The 13917-nt window shown below is 44.7% G+C and carries 11 protein-coding genes; 5 read left to right on the plus strand and 6 right to left on the minus strand.

All coding sequences use genetic code 11. From position 1 onward, the window contains the following. Positions 1–42: 42 nt before the first annotated feature. Positions 43–999, minus strand: a complete 957-nt coding sequence (gene zipA, locus NB463_RS23605) for a cell division protein ZipA (protein WP_258430325.1) — start codon at positions 997–999, stop codon at positions 43–45. Between the two features lie 251 nt (positions 1000–1250). On the opposite strand from zipA, the gene cysZ reads away from it, so the two are divergent. From cysZ to crr, 5 genes are all read left to right on the plus strand, one after another. After that, on the plus strand, positions 1251–1994 hold the full coding sequence (gene cysZ, locus NB463_RS23610; RefSeq protein ID WP_258430327.1) for a sulfate transporter CysZ: 744 nt from the start codon (positions 1251–1253) through the stop codon (positions 1992–1994). Between the two features lie 164 nt (positions 1995–2158). Next, complete coding sequence (cysK, locus tag NB463_RS23615) at positions 2159–3127, plus strand: cysteine synthase A (protein ID WP_005382045.1); 969 nt, start codon at positions 2159–2161, stop codon at positions 3125–3127. Positions 3128–3427: 300 nt separating this feature from the next. After that, on the plus strand, positions 3428–3685 hold the full coding sequence (locus NB463_RS23620) for an HPr family phosphocarrier protein (protein ID WP_005382043.1): 258 nt from the start codon (positions 3428–3430) through the stop codon (positions 3683–3685). 140 nt (positions 3686–3825) lie between these two features. Continuing rightward, a complete protein-coding gene (gene ptsI, locus NB463_RS23625) occupies positions 3826–5550 on the plus strand; it encodes a phosphoenolpyruvate-protein phosphotransferase PtsI (RefSeq protein ID WP_005393100.1) in 1725 nt (574 codons plus the stop codon). A 121-nt stretch (positions 5551–5671) separates the two neighbouring features. Next, positions 5672–6181, plus strand: coding sequence for a PTS glucose transporter subunit IIA (gene crr, locus NB463_RS23630; RefSeq protein ID WP_005382041.1), 510 nt, complete (start codon positions 5672–5674; stop codon positions 6179–6181). A gap of 96 nt (positions 6182–6277) precedes the next feature. On the opposite strand, the gene NB463_RS23635 is transcribed toward crr, so the two are convergent. The 5 genes from NB463_RS23635 to flgK all read right to left on the minus strand — a co-directional run bounded on the left by NB463_RS23635 (position 6278) and on the right by flgK (position 13885). After that, positions 6278–7402, minus strand: coding sequence for a flagellin (locus tag NB463_RS23635; RefSeq protein WP_258430347.1), 1125 nt, complete (start codon positions 7400–7402; stop codon positions 6278–6280). 117 nt (positions 7403–7519) lie between these two features. Continuing rightward, positions 7520–8653, minus strand: a complete 1134-nt coding sequence (locus NB463_RS23640; RefSeq protein ID WP_005393103.1) for a flagellin — start codon at positions 8651–8653, stop codon at positions 7520–7522. Positions 8654–9159: 506 nt separating this feature from the next. Beyond that, the gene (locus NB463_RS23645; protein ID WP_006743025.1) at positions 9160–10314 is read right to left on the minus strand and encodes a flagellin; all 1155 of its coding nucleotides are present in this window, start codon (positions 10312–10314) and stop codon (positions 9160–9162) included. Between the two features lie 423 nt (positions 10315–10737). Beyond that, positions 10738–11931: a flagellar hook-associated protein FlgL gene (flgL, locus tag NB463_RS23650; protein WP_005393113.1), complete on the minus strand. Its 1194-nt coding sequence runs from the start codon at positions 11929–11931 to the stop codon at positions 10738–10740. 13 nt (positions 11932–11944) lie between these two features. Further along, positions 11945–13885, minus strand: a complete 1941-nt coding sequence (flgK, locus tag NB463_RS23655) for a flagellar hook-associated protein FlgK (protein ID WP_258430348.1) — start codon at positions 13883–13885, stop codon at positions 11945–11947. Positions 13886–13917: the final 32 nt, after the last annotated feature.

Consider the following 13917-nt stretch of genomic DNA (forward strand, 5'->3'; position numbering starts at 1 on the left):
AAAGGGCTCCATCCGGAGCCCTATTATTATTTGCTGTTAAGATTATGCGTTAGCGGCATTAAACTCAACTATTTGACGTCGATAAGACGCTAAACGGTCTGGCGTCATTAAGTTACGCTGGTCATCAAGAACGTTGCCACCTAAATCATCAGCAATTTGCTGCGCAGTTCGGAGCATTAAGTTAAAGTTCTGTTCAGCCTCACCATAACAAGGCAATGTCATGAAGAATGAAATACCCTTCGTTGTAAACTCAGCAGGATCAGCATGCTCAAACGTACCAGGGTGCATCATATTAGCGACGCTAAACAGCACTTTGCCGTTACCGGACAAGTCGACATGACGGTGGAAAATATCCATCTCGCCATAAATTAAGCCGTTTTGTTGCATACTCTCAAATAAAGCAGTACCAACAAATGGCTCTTCACCCGCGCAGTGCACATTCAATACAATCACTTGCATTTCAGGTTCAGGCTTTGGCTCTTCCTTAGGCTCTGCAACGACAGGGTCGCTAACCGTTTCGACTTGCTGTTCTTTCTCAGTAATATCAAACGCGGCGGGAATAGCTTCTTCTTCCACAGCAGGCTGGAGTGGCTCTTCAACTACTGGTGCTTGAACAACAGGCTGAACGTCCTCTTCTTTATCTTTTTCTGCAACAAATGAAGGGATGTCATCCGGCTCCTGCTGTGTCTGTGTTACTTCAGATGGGCCACCGAATAGCGGGTCAGATTCAAATTTGTTGTCGAAAGAACTCGCCATCCCAAAATCTGGTTCTTTGCGATCTTTACGAATGATCTCAAAGTCATCTTCAGGAGCGGGAGCGAAGTCTCGTTCTTTCTCGACAAGATCATTTTTGTCCCCTTGGTCAACATCCAGCTTACCAAGCGGTTTGTTACCAAACTTTGCTTTGCCTTCTTTTTTACTGCTCCACAAACCATGAAACAGCAATGCCGCGATGGCTAATGCGCCAACAACAATGAGTACGAATCGCAATTCCTGCATTATTTACTCTCAATATACTTGTTTTTACTACTCGCAGTTCCTTGAGCAGCAACCCAAGTGCAATAAATCTGAATGATACGTTTACTTTACCAAAACTATATGTAGATTTAGAACAACTTAATGCAAGAAGTTCCGTTTTTTGTTGTGATTCTTGCCACGATTCCACTTAACAAGACGTCATTTGTCAGGGCATTGAAAGAAAAGCCCTCACAGGTACAATGAGTTTTCATTTACACGAAGCCAAAATAGACATGAAGCAAAACAATCAGCAGAAAACCGGATTCGGTTATTTTCTATACGGGATACAATTGGCACTTGCCCCTAAAATCAGACGCTTTGTCATCTTACCTCTACTTGCAAATATCTTGCTTGTGGGTGGTGCCATCTTCTATCTATTTTCAAACCTTAATATATGGATCGAAGACTGGATTGGGCAATTGCCTGAGTTTTTATCCTGGTTAACTTACATTCTTTGGCCTTTACTCGCTCTGACGATACTCGCTACCTTCTCCTATTTTTTCAGCACGCTCGCGAACTTTATCGCCGCGCCATTCAATGGCCTCTTAGCTGAAAAAGTGGAAGAGTACTTAACGGGACAAAAAGTAAATGATGATGGATTCACTGCCGTTCTGAAAGATGTTCCTCGCGTTTTAGCTCGTGAATGGAGAAAGCTGCTTTACATCTTACCTAAAGCAATAGGCCTATTCCTGTTATTGCTTATACCTGCCCTTGGGCAAACAGTAGGCCCATTTTTATGGTTTATTTTTACCGCTTGGATGCTCGCGATTCAATATTGTGACTACCCGTTTGATAACCATAAAATCCCATTTAACGACATGCGTTACAAATTGAAACAAAAGCAAGGTAAGGCCTATGGCTTTGGGGTATTGGTGTCTGTGTTTACGACGATCCCAATTTTGAACCTCATTGTCATGCCTGTAGCAATATGTGGCGCAACCGCTATGTGGGTGGCGGAGTTTAAGCACCAACGATAGTCGATTAGAGATTAAGGAAAGGGATCTGCGCCAGCTTTTCCCTTTTCTTTTATCGAGTTCTGGGCCAACCTAATAAGATATAACTTTTTAATCCTTTTCCCTTTTTTTCATACCGCATATTCTTCTATCCATATTCACACAACGTGTAATGAAGGAACATCACTATGAGCAAAATCTACGAAGATAACTCTCTTACTATCGGTAATACACCTCTCGTTCGTCTAAACAAAGTAAGCAAAGGCAAAGTTCTCGCGAAAATTGAAGCGCGTAACCCTAGCTTCAGTGTTAAGTGCCGTATCGGTGCAAACATGATTTGGGAAGCAGAGAAAGCGGGGCTTCTTAAGCCAGGTGTAGAGCTTGTAGAACCTACCAGTGGTAACACAGGTGTTGCTCTAGCATTCGTAGCGGCCGCTCGCGGTTACAAGCTAACATTGACCATGCCTGAATCAATGAGCCTAGAACGCCGTAAGCTACTTAAAGCACTGGGCGCTAATCTTGAGCTGACTGAAGCGGCGAAAGGCATGAAAGGGGCGATTGCTAAAGCAGAAGAAATCGTAGCAAGCAACCCTGAGAAGTACCTACTTCTTCAACAATTTGACAACCCTGCGAACCCAGAGATCCACGAAAAGACTACGGGCCCTGAGATTTGGGAAGCGACAGACGGTGAAATCGACGTATTCGTTGCTGGTGTAGGTACGGGCGGTACTATCACAGGTACAAGCCGTTACATCAAAGGTGAAAAAGGCAAAGCCATCACTTCTGTCGCAGTTGAGCCAGCAGAGTCTCCAGTTATTGCCCAAGCACTTGCTGGCGAAGAAATCCAACCTGCTCCGCACAAAATCCAAGGTATCGGTGCTGGTTTCATCCCAGGTAACCTCGATTTAGATATTATTGACCGCGTTGAACAAGTCACCTCAGAAGAAGCGATTGAGATGGCTCGTCGCCTAATGGAAGAGGAAGGTATCCTAGCTGGTATCTCATCTGGTGCGGCTGTTGTTGCAGCCAACCGACTTGCAGAACTCCCTGAATTTGAAGGAAAAACAATTGTAACCGTTCTACCAAGTTCAGGTGAGCGTTACCTAAGCACAGCACTCTTTGCAGGTATCTTTACCGAAAAAGAGAACCAACAATAATATGTGTTCAAATCAATTTTTAGTTTAAAAAAGCCCCGTTTAGGGGCTTTTTTGTTGATCCCTGCCCTACCTTTGGTAATATCAGGGTGTTTTATTTCTAGCTTCAAAATAAAGAAGCAGAACACAAAAAGGTTTCAAAGTGATTACGCACGCAAACAGTTGCGTAGTTACCAAACTTTTGACTAGTATCAGAACTGACGCGCTTTGAACTCTTCCCGTGCTAGCGCACAAGATGTAAAGCAGTTAAGCTAAAATCTAGTCACAAACTAACAAAAAAATACATTTATTGGGGTATATCACATGTACGAGAAGCAAGTAGAAATCACAGCAGAAAACGGCCTTCACACTCGTCCAGCTGCACAGTTTGTTAAAGAAGCAAAAGCATTCGACGCAGACATCACTGTGACTTCTAACGGTAAAAGCGCTAGCGCTAAGAGCCTATTCAAACTACAAACACTAGGCCTAGTAAAAGGTACTCAAGTAACTATTTCTGCTGAAGGCCCACAAGCTCAGCAAGCAGTTGACCACCTAGTTGCTCTAATGGACCAACTACACTAATCCGGTCTCCTACTCCAGAAGCCATTTTGTGAAAGCAAAATGGCTTCGTTGGAAATAGGCTCAAAACTAAGCTAAAACTATTCGTTAGCGCACCCATTATTCTCCCGTTTTATAAAGTTGACCAAACTTAAGGTAAGGCTATGATTTCAGGCATCCTAGCATCTCCTGGTATTGCAATCGGTAAAGCACTACTACTTCAAGAAGATGAAATTGTCCTAAACACAAACACTATTTCTGACGATCAAGTAGAAGCTGAAGTTCAGCGTTTCTTCGACGCTCGTAACAAATCTGCAGCTCAGCTAGAAACTATCAAGCAAAAAGCGCTTGAAACGTTTGGTGAAGAAAAAGAAGCGATCTTTGAAGGTCACATCATGCTTCTTGAAGACGAAGAGCTAGAAGAAGAGATCCTAGCACTTATCAAAAACGACAAGATGACTGCGGATCACGCTATCCACTCAGTTATCGAAGAGCAAGCATGTGCTCTTGAGTCACTAGATGACGAATACCTAAAAGAACGTGCAACTGACATCCGCGATATCGGTTCTCGTTTTGTGAAAAACGCACTGGGTATCAACATTGTTTCGCTTAGCGACATCAATGAAGAAGTTATCCTAGTTGCTTACGACCTAACGCCATCTGAAACGGCACAAATTAACCTAGACTACGTACTTGGTTTTGCTTGTGATATCGGCGGTCGTACATCTCACACTTCAATCATGGCTCGCTCTCTTGAGCTTCCAGCTATCGTTGGTACTAACGACATCACGAAAAAAGTTAAGAATGGCGATATGCTGATTCTTGACGCGATGAACAACAAGATTGTTGTTAACCCATCAGAAGCTGAACTAGAAGAAGCGAAAGCGGTTAAAGCAGCATTCCTAGCTGAAAAAGAAGAGCTAGCGAAACTGAAAGACCTGCACGCAGAAACGACTGACGGTCACCGTGTAGAAGTTTGCGGTAACATCGGTACAGTGAAAGACTGTGACGGTATCCTCCGTAACGGCGGTGAAGGTGTTGGTCTGTACCGTACTGAATTCCTATTTATGGACCGTACTGCACTTCCAACTGAAGAAGAACAGTACCAAGCGTACAAAGAAGTTGCAGAAGCAATGAACGGTCAAGCTGTGATCATCCGTACTATGGATATCGGCGGCGATAAAGATCTCCCATACATGGATCTTCCAAAAGAGATGAACCCATTCCTAGGCTGGCGCGCTGTACGTATCAGCCTGGATCGTCGTGAAATCCTTCGTGATCAGCTACGTGGCATCCTACGTGCTTCTGCACACGGCAAACTGCGTATCATGTTCCCAATGATCATCTCTGTCGAAGAAATCCGTGAGCTTAAGAAAGCGATCGAAGAGTACAAAGAAGAGCTACGTGCTGAAGGCCACGCATTCGACGAAAACATCGAAATCGGTGTTATGGTTGAAACTCCTGCTGCTGCAGCGATTGCACACCACTTAGCGAAGGAAGTATCTTTCTTCTCTATCGGTACAAACGACCTAACTCAGTACACGCTAGCGGTAGACCGTGGTAACGAGATGATCTCTCATCTTTACAACCCACTATCACCAGCAGTACTAACCGTGATCAAGCAAGTTATTGACGCTTCTCACGCAGAAGGTAAATGGACTGGTATGTGTGGTGAACTTGCAGGTGACGAGCGTGCAACGCTTCTACTTCTAGGTATGGGTCTGGACGAGTTCTCAATGAGCGGCATTTCAATCCCTAAAGTGAAGAAAGTAGTTCGTAACTCTAACTTCGCAGAAGTGAAAGCAATGGCTGAAGAAGCCCTTTCTTTACCGACAGCTGCAGAAATCGAAGCAGTGGTAGAAAAGTTTATTGCTGAGAAAGCTCAGTAATCGGTAGTACCAAGTAATTCAATACTTAATGGCCATTAGACTGCGAAAAAAGTCGTCTAATGAGCTATATTGGTATACTATAATTCGACAGAATAAAACCAAACCTTAGGAGCATGACACAATGGGTCTGTTTGACAAACTTAAGAAGCTTGTATCTGATGACAGCGCTGACGCTGGTGCTATCGAAATCATCGCGCCACTTTCTGGTGAGATTGTAAACATCGAAGACGTGCCAGATGTTGTTTTCGCTGAGAAAATCGTTGGTGACGGTATTGCTATCAAGCCAGCAGGCAACAAAATGGTAGCTCCTGTAAACGGTACTATCGGTAAGATCTTCGAAACTAACCACGCATTCTCTATCGAGTCTGACGACGGTGTTGAGCTTTTCGTTCACTTCGGTATCGACACAGTTGAACTAAAAGGCGAAGGCTTCACGCGTATCGCTGAAGAAGGTCAAACTGTTAAAGCTGGCGACACTGTTATTGAATTCGATCTAGCTCTTCTAGAAGAGAAAGCGAAGTCAACGCTAACTCCAGTTGTTATCTCTAACATGGACGAAATCAAAGAGCTGAACAAGCTTTCTGGTTCTGTGACTGTTGGTGAAACTCCAGTTCTACGTGTAACTAAGTAATTTTTACTTAGCCGAACACGAAAAAACGCTGCCATTGGCAGCGTTTTTTATTACCTGAAATTTTATTCCTGATCGACTTACATCAATGAAACCCGCTCAGCTAAGTAATCCAAGTGCCGAACTCGGCCTTTGCTTTGCCTGAGCCAATAACGCAGTTGTCGCATCTTGGAGCACTTGAGAACGTACCATTTCCGTAGATTCTCTTGCGAAGTCTGTATCTCTTATTCGACTCTTGGATTCTGTAACACTCCGATTCACGGTATTTAAGTTATCCACCGAACCATTTACACGATTCTGAAAGCTGCCAATTTCACTTCGGTGAGAATCAACGTACTTGATCGCTGCATCAATCACCCCAATTGAAAGCTGCGCCTTACCAGCCGTCGCCATATCAATGTCGTCCATTGTGACTAATTGACCAGCACTCACATCAAGCTCATCCGCTAAACTCCCTTCGAGAACCACACCCTCTGGCGCCTTGATCGTAGAAGCGAAGAATTGCAGTTCGTTGTTTTCCGTTACTGAAGCATTCACTGTCGATTGTTGAGCATTGATGTAAGTGGCGACCTGTTCTACGCGATCACCCAATTTGAGCCCAATGGATTCCGTTTGGGTTTGCCCTTTACTGTCTTGGTATTCGACTTTTAGAGTTTGGTTATCTTTAGTGACTCGCCAATCTTTATCGACCGCATCACCAACATAATGCTGCCCTCCCATCTCTGGGATATGGCTACGCATATTACGTAACGTCAAAGAGATTGAGTTAGCGTTCGCGCCAATATGGAAACTTTGTGAACCGTAAGATCCATCAAACAGATTTTTATCCGCAAATGTCGTTGTGATCGCGACACGATCAAGCTCATCCTGCAGCGCTACGACCTCGTATTGGATGCTTTGTCGGTCACTGGTATCGTTACTACCATTTGCCGCTTGAAGCCCTAGAGAGCGTAACCGTTGCAAAATATCACTGCTCTCATGTAACGCGCCTTCCGCGGTTTGCGCGACCGAATAAGCATCGTGCGCATTTCTTAAGGCGACATCAAGTCCTCTCGTTTGCACATGGAGAGTATTGGATATCTGTAAACCTGCCGCATCATCACTCGCCGAGTTAATTCGAAAACCAGAAGTGAGGTTCCGTTGTGACTCGACGTTTTGCGCTGCCGCTTGACTCAGATGTCTCTGCGCCACCATCGCGGCAACATTGGTATTTAAAGAGACCATCTAATCGATATGAGTGCCTTGTCGAACATCCTGTTGGGACGCATCTAAATCGTTATAGCCGATAAGCAAAAAAGCCAGGGATGAGCCTGGCTTTTGTATCTTGTCTTATTAAGGTGATTAACCTAGCAGACTTAGCGCTGAGTTTGGCGCTTGTTTCGCTTGCGCAAGGATTGAGCTTGACGCTTGCGATAGAATTTGTGACTTGGTCATTTGAGTCGTTTCTTTCGCGAAGTCAGTATCTTTGATACGGCTCTTCGACGCGTTCACGTTCTCGTTGATGTTATCCAAGTTGCTGATTGCATGGTTGAAACGGTTCTGGAATGCACCCAGTTCTGCGCGGTGGCTGTCTACGTATTTCAGTGCCGCATCGATGATAGCGACAGATTCTTGTGCGCCACCAACTGAGGTTACGTCAATAGTATCTACCGTCACTTTTTTACCTTCGCCCAAACCTAGCTCGCCAGATAGGCCGCCTGAAAACTCGACTTCGCCTTCGACTTTGTTGTTGCCAGCAAAGATTTGCAGTTTACCATCTTGGTCTACTGATGCTTTCACTAGGTCAGTTTGACCGTTAATGTAAGTCGCAAGCTCTTCGATATCGTCACCCGCTTTTGCGCTGATGTTGATTTCTTGCTCTTGGCCGTAGCTGTCCGTTAGGTTGATTTTTAGGTCGTTCTTACCTTCAGCAACGTTCCAGTCTTTACCTTTACCACTTTCAGCTTGGTAGCTCACACCGCCCATCATTTTGTTGTCTGAACGCATGTCTTTTAGCTCAAGCATCACGGCTTCACCGTTATCCGCACCGATTTGGAACGATTTCGCGCCGTGTGTGCCGTTTAGTAGCTTGTTACCACCGAAAGACGTGGTTTCTGCGATACGGTTTAGTTCGTCATTTAGCGCGGTCACTTCTTCTTGAATCGCCACACGCTCTGATTTCGAGTTTGAGCCGTTTGCTGATTGTAGAGACAAATCACGCATACGTTGAAGAATGTTAGTGGTCTCGTTCATTGCACCTTCAGCGGTTTGTGCAATTGAGATACCGTCGTTCGCGTTGCGAACCGCCACATCCAAACCACGGCTTTGTACGTTCAAACGGTTCGAGATTTGTAGACCCGCAGCGTCATCTTTTGCGCTGTTGATTTTGAACCCCGAAGACAAACGCTCCATAGAAGTTTGTTGAGCTGAGTTTGCGTTGTTTAGGTAACGCTGAGCCGTCATCGCTGATACGTTAGTGTTTACATTCACTGCCATGGTGATTTCTCCAATTGATTTTCCGGTGTAGCGGTTTCCGACGTCTCGGAAAACCAAGTAGTTCTCTCAAAGTTACCTCTATTAACGACACCAAATTCAGAAGCTTTAGAAAAAAATTTAAAAAAATAACATTGCGAGATTTAGCTAATAAAATTGAAGAAAAGTAAGAAAAAGTGCTCAAGTTTCCACAAATCGAGCCGAGAGGGCCAAATTGTATAGAAAATCAGCAAAAGGAAACAATTGAAGGTAAGTTCGCAGACGATAGACGTGAGAATTAGAAAAGAAAAAGCCCCTTTTCCTTTGAGAGAACTGGGGCTAGGTTGGTCGCCAGAGCCTATGTGGAGATCAAGAGAAATGAACACATTTCCGGCATACCGAGTGCAACTTTACATTGAAAATGATTGGCAGGTGAGAGATGAGAGAGCCGCTCATTCTATTGTAAAGTTGCTTGCCAAAAGCCTGTATTCCCATCCACGTCTGAATGTATTGAGTACAGGCTAAGTAAACTACTGCAATAGTGACATTGCAGAGTTTGGCAACTGTTTCGCTTGAGCAAGAATCGATGTACCTGCTTGTTGCAAAATTTGTGCTTTGGTCATTTGCGTGGTTTCTTTCGCAAAGTCCGTGTCTTTAATTCGGCTGTTCGACGCGTCAACGTTTTCTTGGATGTTTGCCAAGTTGTTGATGCTGTGGCTCAGACGGTTTTGCTTCGCACCCAGATCCGCACGTTGTGAATCCACGTATTTCAGTGCCGAATCCAGCACAGAGATAGCGTTTTGAGAACCTTGTACGGTTGTCATATCAATATCTTGTACTGATGTTCTAAGAGGTTCATCGCTCAAACCAAGCTCAGACGCCAATCCACCCGAAATTGAAATCTCACCCTGAACGTTTGGATGTGCAACAAAAACTTGTAACTTGCCATCTTCACTTACAGACGCGTTGATCATGTCAGACTGACCATTAATGTACGTAGCAAGCTCTTCGATGTCGTCACCTGCTTTTGCATTAATGTTGATTTCTAGATCATCGACATTGCCGTCTTCGTCTTCACCCATACCTGGCAAAGTGATTTTTAGGTCCGATTTAGCAGGGTCAACGCCCCAATCTTTATCTTTACCGTTTTCCGATAAGAAGGTCACACCGCCCATACGAGTATCGTCCGCACGAATGCTGGTTAGCCCCATGATCATTGCTTCACCTGAGCTCGCACCAATCTGGAATGCCGCTTCACCGAATGAGCCGTTCAATAGACGACGGCCACCAAATGACGTGGTTTCTGCAATACGGTTTAGCTCGTCAATCAATGCCATTGACTCTTCGTTGATCGCCTGACGCTCAGCCGGAGAGTTAGTACCGTTCGATGATTGAATCGCCAGATCACGCATACGTTGCATGACAGATGTTGCCTCATTCATCGCACCTTCAGCGGTTTGGGCAATCGAGATACCATCGTTCGCGTTACGCATTGCGACATCTAGGCCACGAGACTGTGCAGTTAAGCGGTTAGAGATCTGTAGACCTGCCGCATCATCTTTTGCACTGTTAATCTTATGTCCTGAAGATAAGCGCTCCATCGACGTATTTAATTCGTCAGTCGCTTTGTTTAGGTAACGCTGCGCGGTCATCGCGGAGACGTTAGTACTAACTGTTACAGCCATTTTGCTCTCCTTTTGAGTTCGCAAGCTTTTGCGAAGCGGCCAGCTTTACTCTCATTTGGATAAGCACTGACCGTAAAAATTACTTGCTAAATCTGCCTTAAACGCAGGGTTTAGAATCTCGAAATCTGTTCTAATATTTTCAATACAATTTGTGTGCCAACTTACAAAATTTATTTCACTGCTTTTAAAAGAAGTAAATAAACAATAAGTTAGCGTTAGCACCAAACCATTTCAGGATAATGAGGCTCATCTTGTCTCATGTATATTGACCGCTACTCTGTTGCCGCCCGACTTGCCTCTTGCGTCATTGCCGCTTTGGGTAAAATCGTGCCGCATAGCATGACTCTCAATTTACGTCGATTTATCGCACTTAAGGCTTTGCACATAAGGCATCAAAAATCAGACAGTGTGTCTTAAGTCAGACTAAATATAGTTAAACAACGTTAGATCTTTGGTCTTACCGAATGCTTGTTGCGATGCCTGTAACGCTCGTGAGTTTTCACTGAACTCGATAACGGCTTTAGAGTAATCCAAATCCTCAAAGTTGCTCTTCGCTTTCGCCAGAGACAAATTAAAGTCTTCGTGGTTTTGCTCTTGGATATCGAGCGTGCTCAATCGAGCGCCAGCATCAGTACGCGCTTTATTCAAATGGATAAAAGCAGCGTGAAATTCTTCTGTCATTTGGTGCAATTTGGCGGTCGCCGACGTATCCGACACCGATTTATCTGACCACGCCATTGCATCCTTGAAGGTATCGAAAATGCTGAACTCTGCCCGCTTTTCGATCTCGATGCTGTCGCCAGGCGTAATTTGACCTTTTACGTGCACTTTCAGGCCTTTGTACTCAATGCCTTTTTCTGGAGAAAACTCATCGGCATCCACGACTTTACCGTTACGCTCTAGTTGGTAACCAAATTTGCCGTTGTTCATATCGACAAATGTCACGCGATACGCCGCATCATCCTTCGTATCAACGTTAGTGGCTCTGTTTAATAGCAACTCAGAACCGTTTTGTAGATCGTAATTCGGCTGATAATCGCCAAATGGGTTTGGTATCTCCATAAACAGCTTGCTGCCAGGATCGTTCATTGGCATCTCAAGCATGCTGGAGACTTTCATTTTGCGCTGGTAATCGTCTCCAGCGTACTGAACACTACCGTCTTTATCGCGATAGAATGGTTGGCTTTTGGGCTTAGTGCCCGCAAACACGTAGTTACCAGATTCATCTTGCGAGTTCACTAAGTTAAGGAAGTTGTTCGCAATCTCTTCTAGCTCACGCTTCTTTGCTTGTCGGTCTTCCGCAGAAAACGCACCGTTAATCATCTCCATCGTTAAGCGCTTCGACTCGTCGGCAAAATTCTCTGCATTGGCGATATTAACTTCGTGGTTTTCTAGACGATTACGCACCAACACTATCGAGCTAAGATATTGTTGTAGCTGTTCTTGTTGCTGACTAATATTTTGAATGTAATGCGACGCAAGGGGATCGTCGCTAGGTTTCAGTAACTTTTTCCCTGAAGCAAGTTGCTCTTGGTTATGGTGAACCTTATTCTCTTGACGACGCAAATCATTTTGTACGGACTGATAGTTATGGAAACTAGAAATTCGGGTTAGCACTTATCTCTTCTCCTTACCTCAGTTGTAAAATGGTATTGAAGGTGTCATTCGCCGCTTGCATCACACGTGATGAAGCCATGTACGCTTGTTGAAACTTCATCATGTTGGCGGCTTCTTCATCGAGGTTAACGCCAGAAATAGAAGCAACGCGCTCTTGTGCCGCCTCATGCTCTAAGCGAGCGACGGAGGCTAATCGGTTTGCTGTAGAAGATTTCAATCCGACTTCGGTATTGAGGTTGTGATAAACATCAATCAAAGTACTGGATTTTCCGTCCATCATCTTATCTGTTTGGATCTTCTGCATTTTTCTCAAGTTGCCATTACCACCTTCCGAAGGCACCAAGTTCGCGGTGAACTTGTCATTCATCAGCGCACCTTCGCTCAACTCAAACACGGTTGCATCGCCGTTTTTATACAGCGGATGACTTTTCGGCACTGAGATTTCAATCATCGGGTTGTCTTTGTCTAGCGGGTATGAGTATTTGTCCGATAGCAAATTGCCTTTGTTGTCCGTGATCTTTAACCACGGCTTATCATGTTTCTCGTCGGCTGGTTGTACGGTGACCTCAAACTCTTTGACATCCCCCGCCTCACGAATTTTGAACTTGGCGTTACCTTGAGCAAAAGTGGTTGAAGCTTCATAACTTTGCGCGGCAATGGCTTTTGCATCGTTGGTTTCCATCTTGATGATGGCTGCGCCACTTCGTGTTGGGCGCAACAATACGCGCTCACCAGCGGCAAGACCTTCACCAATTTGCACTTTCATACCATCCAGAACAAACGAAGAATCCGATTGATCAATGTTCAACGACATTTGCTCACCTTTCGGTGTTGTCACGCTATATTGGTCGCCATCATAACGTAGCGAATATTCACCACCTTTGATCGCTGAAATATCATCAATGTAAACCGCAACATCAGCTTGAGAGTCAGGCGCAGCAAAAACTCGAGATTTTGCCACCAGCTCAGAGTTCACGTCGGTAAATACGTCTTTACCTATCTTACCGTTAAGATCCAGACCTTGAGATTGCAGCTGATTAATTTTGTAGGAAAATCCCGTCGCTAAACGGCCCATTTCATCCTGAAGTTGTGGAATGTGTTTGTCGCGCATTTCAAGCAAGGCACCGATTTTGCCATCCATGTCGTCAGACTTGATCGCTTTAATGCCATCTCCTTCCACCATCGCTAATCGTCTCTGGTGAACATCAGGATAGCCGTCAATCATTTTGAGCTGGCTTGCTTCCGTGCCCGAAACTAGCGTGTGTCCATTGCCAATATGAACATTAAACCCTTCGGCATTTTTGCGTGGGGTTACGGTTACTTTGGTGTACTCAGATAGCTCAGTAACCAGCTTTTCATGCTGGTCCATCAAATCATTGTGTGGACCGGGTGTGCGCATCATTAACCGATGCACATCGCGGATTTCCAACGCAAGTTGGTTCACGCGTTCAATGCCCATATCCAATTTTTTATTGGTCACATCAGATTGCAATCGCACGGTTTCATGGAAGTCATTTAATGTATCAGAGAAGATTTTCGCCTTTTCCAATACCACTTTCCGTGCCCCCAAATCGTTCGGGGTATCTGCCATGGTTTTGACCGCATCGAACCACTCGTTCAAGTTCTCTGGAATTTTCTTCGATGCAACTGAGCTCAACATGCTAGAGAGCATATCAAGATTGTCTTGGTTATCCGTTTTGTTGGCGTTGTTGGTTGACGACAAGTTCAGTTCATTCACGGCAAACTGATCCCACGAGCGGCGAACATTTTCCACATGCACACCCATGCCGTAGGTAGAACCACCAAACATGCGCGGATCATTCGTACCTTGGATAACAGACTGGCGGCTATAACCCTCTGTATTAACATTAGAAATGTTATGACCAGTGGTGTTTAATTGTCTCTGAGCAGTAAGCACACTTTGAGTACCTACATTCAGAAGATCTGACGCCATACATGCCCCCAAAAACGAAATAAAATCGGCAA

Source organism: Vibrio sp. RM-41-2B, from assembly GCF_024744415.1.
Taxonomy (GTDB): Bacteria; Pseudomonadota; Gammaproteobacteria; order Enterobacterales; family Vibrionaceae; genus Vibrio; species Vibrio diabolicus.

Bases quoted from the DNA above. Each gene is read 5' to 3' on its own strand.
- flgK (WP_258430348.1), bottom strand. From the start codon at position 13,885: ATGGCGTCAGATCTTCTGAATGTAGGTACTCAAAGTGTGCTTACTGCT.
- zipA (WP_258430325.1), bottom strand. From the start codon at position 999: ATGCAGGAATTGCGATTCGTACTCATTGTTGTTGGCGCATTAGCCATC.
- cysK (WP_005382045.1), top strand. From the start codon at position 2,159: ATGAGCAAAATCTACGAAGATAACTCTCTTACTATCGGTAATACACCT.
- crr (WP_005382041.1), top strand. From the start codon at position 5,672: ATGGGTCTGTTTGACAAACTTAAGAAGCTTGTATCTGATGACAGCGCT.
- NB463_RS23645 (WP_006743025.1), bottom strand. From the start codon at position 10,314: ATGGCTGTAACAGTTAGTACTAACGTCTCCGCGATGACCGCGCAGCGT.
- ptsI (WP_005393100.1), top strand. From the start codon at position 3,826: ATGATTTCAGGCATCCTAGCATCTCCTGGTATTGCAATCGGTAAAGCA.
- cysZ (WP_258430327.1), top strand. From the start codon at position 1,251: ATGAAGCAAAACAATCAGCAGAAAACCGGATTCGGTTATTTTCTATAC.
- NB463_RS23640 (WP_005393103.1), bottom strand. From the start codon at position 8,653: ATGGCAGTGAATGTAAACACTAACGTATCAGCGATGACGGCTCAGCGT.
- NB463_RS23620 (WP_005382043.1), top strand. From the start codon at position 3,428: ATGTACGAGAAGCAAGTAGAAATCACAGCAGAAAACGGCCTTCACACT.
- NB463_RS23635 (WP_258430347.1), bottom strand. From the start codon at position 7,402: ATGGTCTCTTTAAATACCAATGTTGCCGCGATGGTGGCGCAGAGACAT.